Annotated in this window: 6 protein-coding genes; all 6 read right to left on the bottom strand. The window is 54.7% G+C overall.

Annotation, left to right across the window (positions count from 1 at the left end):
- Entirely contained in the window at positions 1-2,460 is a 2,460-nt protein-coding gene (locus GM154_RS23655) for a TonB-dependent siderophore receptor (RefSeq protein ID WP_219653574.1), read from the bottom strand.
- A gap of 109 nt (positions 2,461-2,569) precedes the next feature.
- Positions 2,570-3,544 (bottom strand): FecR domain-containing protein, encoded by a 975-nt coding sequence (locus tag GM154_RS23660; RefSeq protein WP_258020013.1) that lies wholly within the window; start codon positions 3,542-3,544, stop codon positions 2,570-2,572.
- 3 nt (positions 3,545-3,547) lie between these two features.
- Positions 3,548-4,060 (bottom strand): sigma-70 family RNA polymerase sigma factor, encoded by a 513-nt coding sequence (locus GM154_RS23665; protein ID WP_219653575.1) that lies wholly within the window; start codon positions 4,058-4,060, stop codon positions 3,548-3,550.
- 95 nt (positions 4,061-4,155) lie between these two features.
- Positions 4,156-4,755, bottom strand: coding sequence for a recombination mediator RecR (gene recR / locus GM154_RS23670; RefSeq protein WP_026003868.1), 600 nt, complete (start codon positions 4,753-4,755; stop codon positions 4,156-4,158).
- A gap of 113 nt (positions 4,756-4,868) precedes the next feature.
- Positions 4,869-5,195, bottom strand: a complete 327-nt coding sequence (locus tag GM154_RS23675) for a YbaB/EbfC family nucleoid-associated protein (protein ID WP_010794802.1) — start codon at positions 5,193-5,195, stop codon at positions 4,869-4,871.
- A gap of 32 nt (positions 5,196-5,227) precedes the next feature.
- Positions 5,228-7,243, bottom strand: coding sequence for a DNA polymerase III subunit gamma/tau (gene dnaX, locus GM154_RS23680; protein ID WP_219653576.1), 2,016 nt, complete (start codon positions 7,241-7,243; stop codon positions 5,228-5,230).
- Positions 7,244-7,592: the final 349 nt, after the last annotated feature.

The raw sequence follows: 7,592 nt of genomic DNA on the forward strand, positions 1-7,592 counted from the left end.
TTAGAACTTGTAACTGACCGTGGCGGTGACGTTACGCTCTTCTCCGTAATAGCAATACAACAGGCTATTACATGCAGCGACGTATTTTTTATCGGTTAGGTTATTGGCATTGACACGTACATCTACACCTTTGAGACCCATATTACTCAAGTCATAACCCACTGACGCGTCAAACAGGGTGTATCCAGGAACGCGTTCGGTATTAGCTGGATCTGCCCAACTCTTACTAACTGCCCGTACCCCCGCTCCCAGGCTCAAGCCCTGGAGCGATCCCTCCTTGAATGAGTAGTCTCCCCAGACAGATGCCATATGACGAGGGGCCACGTTAGGCGTATTGCCTTCTGTACCGTCATCCGACTTAATGTATTCGACATCAGCAAACGTATAGCTCCCTAGTACACGGAAGCTATCAGTCACCTGCATGTGAGCTTCCAACTCTACGCCTTGGGAGCGTACCTTTCCTACCGGGCGATAATATTGTTCATTCGCCAGTTTGGTCGCCAGGTTTTCTTGGGTAATGTGGAAGACTGATGCCGTAAAGATATTGTCCGTACCCGGCGGCTGATACTTGATACCAGCCTCCCACTGCTTGCCCTCAGTAGCCTTGAGCGGATCGCCGTTCTGGTCAGTAAAAGAGTTGGGATTGAAAGACTCTGAATAGCTAATGTAGGGCGCGATACCATTGTCGAAAAGATATAGTGCACCCACCCGCGGAGTAACCTTATTCTCCTTGTAGGTGTTTTTGCCTGCACCGTATAGCTCATCCTCGGAAGAGGTCTCTACCCAATCCTTGCGCAGACCGAGCGAAAACCGCCATTTATCCAGGTCAATCAAGTCCTGCATGTACAGGCCAGTCTGCTCCATCCGACGCAGATCGCTGGTTTGCCATGTTTCCGTGACGCCCGGACTACCATAGACAGGATCGAACGCATCAATGTTAGAAGCGGACCCGCCTGCGTAATCGACCTTGGCCTTACGACGCTGATAATCCAACCCCATCAAAAGCGTATGTTTGGCTGACCCGGTATTAAATTCAGCCTGTGCCATGTTATCTACAATCCAGGCATGCAGACGCTCCTTGCCTTCAGTGGTTGCGCGCGCTAACTCGTTGGATCCTATGCTGGCCCAACCCGCAGCATAAGCCTGCCGCATATCCACCTTGCCATCCAGATAGCGGAAGTTCTGCCGTGCCGACCAGACATCATTGAAACGATGCTCAAACTGATAACCCACCATTTGCTGGGTACGTTCGAACTTGTCGAAATCGGAGTCGCCCTCAAAGAAATGCTTTGAGATGTATTGTCCATTGTGGCGATAGAGTGTGCCGTCTGCCGGAAGACCGCCGTGGTAACCGCCCTCGGGGTCATGTTGCATATACGCCTGCAGGGTTAGCGTCGTATTTTCATCAAAGTCGATGGCTACCGTGGGCGCAATGGCGTAGCGCTTCTCCTCGTTGTGATCAAACTGCGTATCGGACTTGTCCGCCAGGCCTACCAGTCGATAGGCAATCGTCTGGTCCTCGTTTACCGGACCACTAAAATCGAACCCCATACCCCGTTGGCCCTGAGTACCTACCGTGGCCTGGATTTCATGATAAGGCTCATAGAGTGGCTTCTTGCTGGTAAGCGCTACCAGGCCGCCAGGATTACTCCGTCCGTAGAGCACCGAAGACGGGCCTTTCAGGATATCAATGCGCTCAAGGAAATAAGGATCTACCTGCATGCTGCTATAGGTACCGCTATCTCCCATGGTCTTGAGGCCATCAAGATAGATGTTATCTACCGAGCCGTCATTGAAACCACGCATGGCAACATAGTCATACCGGTGAGTTGCACCATATGGGTTGGTCATCACACCTGGGGTATAACGCAACGCCTGGGAAACTGTTTGCGAGCCCTGATCATCGATCTGGTCGCGCGTTACCACGGATACCGACTGAGAGGTCTCCAGGATAGACTTGCTTGTCTTGGTTGCAATCTGGCTATGGGTGGCGTTATAGCCTTCCATGGTTCCAAGCGCATTGCCCAGTGCGAAATCAGTAACGGTAGTCGCAGAAAGCTCGGAAACATCACTGCCAACGCTTGCTGTTCCAGCCGCCAGCGAATAGCTGCCGCTACCGGTGTTGACGATCTGCAAGCCGCTTCCTTTTAGCAGCGCTGCAAAACCTTCTTCAACACTGTACTGCCCCTTGAGACCTGGGCTCTGCTTGCCCTCCGTCAACGAGCCATCGGCAGATAGCATGACATTCGCTTCGCCAGCAAAACGACTCAATGCCGTCGACAGCGGGCCAGCCGGTATATCGTAACTGCATACTGCCTGGGCCGCGGCAGCCGCTTCGGCGGCATTACCTGCAAGCGGCACAAGGGCGAGGCTCATCGGTATAGCGAGTGCAGCAGCATGCACAGCCTGACGCAGAGGGCTCCGCTTGAAAAAAGCCTGATACGAACGACGCGAATCCATTACTCATCCCTTTTTGTGTTCAACAGTGATGGCTTTCAGCCTGTTTGAGACTAAAGCCAGTCGAAACCAAGAAAAGGGAACCGCTAATGATAATATTTTTTATTAAGATTCAGGCGGGACGCGTTGAAATAGACGTCCACCAAGGCAGCGGGCGATTGATGCGAATGGGCAGGCTTTGCTCCAAGGCTGTCAGCACCCGCTCCGTATCTTTCAGCGGGTATGCACCGACCAGACGCAGATTCGCTACATCCGGATCACAGGCCAGATACCCGGAGCGATAACGCGATAACTCATCAACAAAGTCGCTCAATCGCATATCATCAGCCAGAATCATCCCCTTGATCCAAGCCTGACGGCGTTGCTCACTCACCCGAGCAGTAGAAACCTCGTCAGTGCTAAAGCGCACCTGTTGTCCTGCCTTTACTGTGACGGACGCCGACGCCACAGGAGCAACCTGCACACTGCCGTTGAAAACTGCCAACTCGCCAAAGCCTCCTCGATCAAAAACACTAAACTGGGCTTCTTTGGCCAGTAACGCACCGAATGTCGTATCAAGCGTCAGCGGGTAGTGAGCATCCTTGCCTCGAGACAGCATGGCCTCACCCTTGTAGAGTGCCAAATGCAAGCGGTCCGGTTCGTTCGAGACGTCCATTGCCGTATCGGTGTTCAGCCAGAGATGCGAGCCATCAGCAAGCTGAAAATCCTTGATCTCTCCCACACGTGTTCGGTAGCTGGCATACCATTGTCTCCAGGACAACTGTGAAGAGGTAGTCCAGGCCAGAACACCGGTACTGCAAAGTACGGTCATCAGTTTTAATGTCTGACGCCGCGTTTGCCCTTTTTTCTGTAGCGCTTGTGTAGCGCCATGGCGTTGCTCGCAGGGTATGCGCTGAAAATGACGACTGATCAGCTCGACACGCTGCCACGCCTGGACATGTTGCGGATTTTCTGCCAGCCAGAGCTGCCACTGCATACGCTCCTGATCGCTGACATCATCAGCACTGAGCACGGCAAACCATTCGGCCGCCTGCTCAAGCACCGCAAAGTCGCACTCTGTCTCGGACATCTGCTGGGCGGCCTGCATGGTCTATTCCACCTCAAGGGTCAGGCAGTGCAGCATGGCTTGGGCCATGTACTTTTTGACCATTCGCTCGGACACCCCTAGCGCCTCACCAATGGCTGCATACGTCTGTCCTTCCAGTTGAGACATCAGGAAGGCTGAGCGCACCTTTTCAGGTAGACGGTCCAGCATGGCGTCGATTTGAACGAGACTTTCAATAATGATTTCACGCGCTTCTGGAGATGGCGCGTAATACTCGGAACGATCAGCCAGCGCCTCGAGATAGGTCCGTTCGATATCCTGACGCCGCCAGTGATTGACGAGTAATGAATGGGCGATGGTCGATAAGTAAGCGCGCGGCTCTCGAACGGACGGAAGATCGCGTCCTTTGGCTAACAGGCGAAGGAATGTATCCTGGGCCAGATCGGCTGCATTGAACGAGCATCCCAACCGTTTGCTCAGCCAGCCGTACAGCCAGCCATGATGTTCGCTATACCAGTCATGCAAGGCGTTGGGTGATGACACTTCAGCCGCGCACATGTCAGAACCTATCGAGATGGCATTGAGATATCGCTAATGATAATGCTTCTCAAGAATAGATCTATGCTTTTTTACGTCAATTTGCGTACCGCCGATCAAAGCGTGATCGGCTTACGGCCTGCAAAGGCATGCGTAAGGGTGCCGTTGTCTACCAGATCAAGCTCACCACCCAAGGGGACACCATGGGCAATCCGGGAAATAGTTAAACCGCGCGGTTTCAATAGCTGCGCAATGTAATGGGACGTCGCCTCGCCTTCCACTGTCGGGTTGGTTGCAATAATGACTTCCTGGAAGGCACCTTGCTCGATACGCTCCATCAGCTCTGGAATGCCGATCGCCTCCGGGCCGAGACCATCCAGAGGAGACAGGTGCCCTTTCAGCACGAAATAACGCCCACGAAAGCCCGTCTGGTCAACGGCAAAGACGTCCATCGGTGACTCAACCACGCAAAGCAGTTGATCATCCCGATCCGGATCAGCGCACTGAGGGCACAGTTCGTTTTCCGTCAGGGTACGACAATGCTTGCAATGCCCTACTCCCTCCATGGCTGCCTGCAAGGCACTCGACAAGCGCAGGCCCCCGCTCCGGTCACGCTCAAGCATCTGCATGGCCATACGCTGGGCTGATTTCTGGCCCACCCCAGGCAAAATGCGTAGCGCGTCGATCAATTGTCGAATGAGAGGACTAAAACTCATGAAGAAATCTCGAATGGAGATAGATAAAAGTATAGACAGGCTATCGTCTGTTAACGTGCCTGGATCGCCGCCAGCCAGAACGGCCAGCGGCGTGACCATAAGCCTTTAGACGCTTAGAAAGGCATCTTGAATCCAGGCGGCAGCTGCATGCCCGCAGTCATACCAGACATCTTTTCCTGGCTGTTCTGCTCGATCTTGCGAACGGCATCGTTCACCGCAGCCGCGATGAGGTCTTCCAGAATTTCCTTGTCTTCCTGCATCAAGCTGTCATCCAGCGATACACGCTTGACATCGTGGCGACCTGTCATGACGACGCTGACCAGCCCGGCGCCGGACTGACCGGTCACTTCGGCATTTGCCAGCTCTTCCTGCATCTTCTGCATTTTTTCCTGCATTTGCTGAGCCTGCTTCATCAGGCCGGCCATGCCACCTTTTAACATGTCTGTTTACCTCGTCTGGTTTGAGAACCCGGTCAGTCCTTGGAATTGACCGGCTCGATAGTGTCCGCGCGGACTACAGCCGCGAACTGTTCCATCATTTGCTGGATCAGCGGATCATTCTGTATGGACGCCTCAGCTTCCCGCTGACGCTCCGCACGTTTGCGAGCGGCAGCCTGTGCTGGCGTCTCCTGCTCGGGCGTCTGGAGTGTGATATCCAGCTTGATCGTACGCCCTTGGTATTGATTCAAGGCATCATTCAAGCGGCGATGCTGGTTCGTGTTGAATAATGCGCTCTGATTTGGATCCAGATGAAGGTGCCATGCATCATTTTCAACCGACACCAGCGTACAGTTTGCCGCAATGCTTGCAGTCATGCCTCCTAAGCCTAGCTTAGGTAGCAATTCGATCCACTCGGCGGCAAGTCCGGTTGCAGGTTTGGCTGCCGGTACGGGCTCTGGGGCCGTCGCCGGCGCCTCGGCCAGTACGCCTTCGGTCAGCTCGTCCAAATAGCCGTAATCGGACTCGGCATTGTAATAATCATCGGCAGGCGGTGGCTCGTCGTCTGCCAAGCCTTCATTGTCCTGCTCGTCAACGACCCGCTCAATGACAGTGGCCTCCAACGTTTCGGTTGCCATCGGAACCACATGGGTTGGCTCTACCGGCGTTTTGATGGCCGTTGTAGGTTCATCCCAGGGTAGATCGACAGGCTCGCTTGTCTGAGAGGCCTCTGGCTCTTTCGCAACAGGCGATGCAGAAGCCGTTACCGGTTCCGGCCGAGGCTCGGACTTAACCGGAGCGGGACTGGGTTTCGCCACGGGCGCTGGGCGAGTGACTGGCGCAACAGGCAACTGAGCCGGCGTGGATGGTGCAGACGGAGCGGCCACCGGTTCTGGCTTGGAGTCAGTCGTGGCCTGACTGGCTCCCAACGTCTTTAACGCAGCCTTGGGTGTACTGCCGCCGCCCTCAGCCGGTCGGAAGGCCAGCATCCTCAGCAATACCATTTCAAAGCCGCCACGAGGATCAGGCGCCAACGGCAAATCCCGACGCCCAATCAACCCCATCTGGTAATAATATTGCACATCTTCGGCGGGTAGCGCCTGAGCCAAGGCCAAAACCTGCTCACGATCACCCTGACCGTTATCCACAGCCTCAGGCAACGCCTGGGCAATCGCTACACGGTGCAAAACATTCAGCATCTCGCCCAGCACACCTGCCCAATCAGGACCTTGCTCGGCAAGATGACGTACGGCCTCGAGCAGTGCGCGGGCATCGCCTTCCAGCAGGGCTTGCAATACACCATATACCTGCCCTTGATCCAACGTACCCAGCATGGCGCGTACATCGGCAGCCAGAACATGCCCTTCGCCAAAGGCAATCGCCTGATCGGTCAGGCTCATCGCATCGCGCATCGAGCCATCGGCAGCACGCCCCAGCAACCATAGGGCATCCTGTTCGAAAGGAATCTGCTCAGCGGTCAACACGTGGGTCAGGTGCTCAACCACACGCTCAGGCGGCATGTTCTTCAGCGAAAACTGCAGGCAGCGAGACAGAATGGTAACGGGGAGCTTTTGCGGATCGGTCGTTGCCAACAGGAATTTAACGTGAGGCGGCGGCTCTTCCAATGTTTTCAACAGTGCGTTGAAACTATGGGTCGAGAGCATGTGGACTTCGTCGATGAGGTAAACCTTGTAACGACCACGCGTAGGGGCGTACTGCACGTTATCCAGCAGCTCCCGGGTATCCTCTACCTTGGTGCGGCTGGCAGCATCCACTTCGATCAAATCGACGAAACGACCTTCATCGATTTCCCGGCAGACCGAACACTCCCCGCAGGGGGTCGAGCTGATGCCGGTCTCGCAATTCAGACACTTCGCCAGAATACGCGCAATGGTGGTTTTACCCACCCCACGCGTGCCGGTAAAGAGATAAGCGTGATGAAGGCGCTGGTTATCCAGGGCATTGATCAGGGCTTTAAGCACATGGGTCTGTCCGACCATTTCACGGAAAGAGCGCGGACGCCATTTGCGAGCGAGAACCTGATAACTCATCGATACCTGACACGGCGAAGAAAAAGAAGTCGGCTAATGCTAGCGAAGCAAGGGGTAAATTGCATCCAAAAGCCTATGACTCGCCTCATATTCCTATATCGAGTCATGTACGGGACACCCTTTAGCCAGACTCAAGAGATGGGGTCTAGGCCAGAGAAATCAAGGCATTCAGAAGATAACCCAGCCTGAAATGGCCGGGCTACCTTAAAGAAGATCAGTGCGAGTGCCTCGGCACCTCGGAGCCACGGCAGCCGACGAGGAAGTCGAAATCACAGCCCTCATCGGCCTGCAGCACGTGGTCCACGTACAGCTTGCGGTAACCGCCACCGAGCAGGTTGGCGTTCGGGTC

Source organism: Pseudomonas sp. MAG002Y (assembly GCF_019400845.1).
Taxonomy (GTDB): Bacteria; Pseudomonadota; Gammaproteobacteria; order Pseudomonadales; family Pseudomonadaceae; genus Chryseomonas; species Chryseomonas luteola.